This window comes from Mycobacterium interjectum, from assembly GCF_900078675.2.
GTDB lineage: Bacteria > Actinomycetota > Actinomycetes > Mycobacteriales > Mycobacteriaceae > Mycobacterium > Mycobacterium interjectum.
Map to the genome: position 1 here is coordinate 1 of NZ_LT546263.1, position 1,012 is coordinate 1,012.

A 1,012-nucleotide genomic window follows, 5' to 3' on the forward strand; every position below is an offset into this window, starting at 1 on the left:
CCCGCCGTTACCGCCGGCCTGGCCCGCGCCCCCGGGGGCTGTGGCATTCGCTCCGTTGGCGCCGTTACCGACCAGCGGACGCCCGGTAAGCGCCTGGACTTCCCCATTGATCGTGTTGAACGCGCTCTGCAACGGGTTGGCGTTGGCCGCCTCTGCGGCCGCGTACTGCGCCCCGCCGGCATGCATGGCGTTGACGAATTGCTGATGAAACAGCGCCGCCTGCGCGCTAATCGCCTGATATTCCTGCGCGTAGGCGCCAAACAATGTCGAGATCGCCTGCGAGATTTCATCCTGCGCAGCGGGTACCAGCCACGTCGTCGCAGGCGCCGCCTCCGCGGCGGCAGCACTGATCGTCTCCCGAATACCGGCCAAGTCGGACGACGCCGCGGCCAACAGATCCGGCGTTGCGATCACATAGGGAGACATGGGTGGCTCCGATTGCAGGCGCGACGTGTCTTCAACGTCCTCTTGAAGCAGCGGCCTTACCCTACACCTGTCCAATACTGATCTCTACCAATTTGCCTTACTTGAATACTTCTAGGCCGAAATAAGCCGCGGTGGAAAGGGGGGCGGTCTGGGGATGAGCCATATCGGTCTGTCCCACGGTGCAACTGGCGGCCCACCAAACCGCAAGCTTCGGGCGATTCGGGGCCGATCGACGTGCGACGGTGCGCTCGACTGGGCGGGTAATTCACCCCATCTGTCCGTCGTGCCGGATGCTACGATCCCGATTCGCCCAGGCCGGTCGCGCCTCGGGCCGATCCTGCACCAAGGAGTTCGATTGGCTGACGGTGTTGTGAGTGCGCGCGAGGCCGAACGCGTGGTGTGGGACGTGATCGTTGTGGGCACCGGCATGGGCGGTGGCATGCTGGGCTACTCGCTGGCCCGCTCGGGCCGGCGGGTGCTGTTCGTCGAAAAAGGCCGCTCGACTCTGCCCGGAACACCGGGAACCATCCGCGCGGCCATGCCCGAACTGGCCGAACCACTGGCTGCCCGCTCCGCAAAGACCTAC

The 1,012-nt window shown here is 65.3% G+C and carries 2 protein-coding genes; one reads left to right on the top strand and one right to left on the bottom strand.

Features of this window, described 5'->3' with window-relative positions:
* Nucleotides 1–426 (bottom strand): PE family protein (locus BN4348_RS59210; RefSeq protein WP_142308847.1); only part of this gene is annotated, 426 nt, incomplete at its 3' end.
* A 355-nt stretch (nucleotides 427–781) separates the two neighbouring features.
* Between BN4348_RS59210 and BN4348_RS60260 the strand changes: the two genes are divergently transcribed.
* Nucleotides 782–1,012, top strand: a 231-nt coding sequence (locus BN4348_RS60260; protein ID WP_160040690.1) for an FAD-binding protein, incomplete at its 3' end; no start/stop codon positions are given.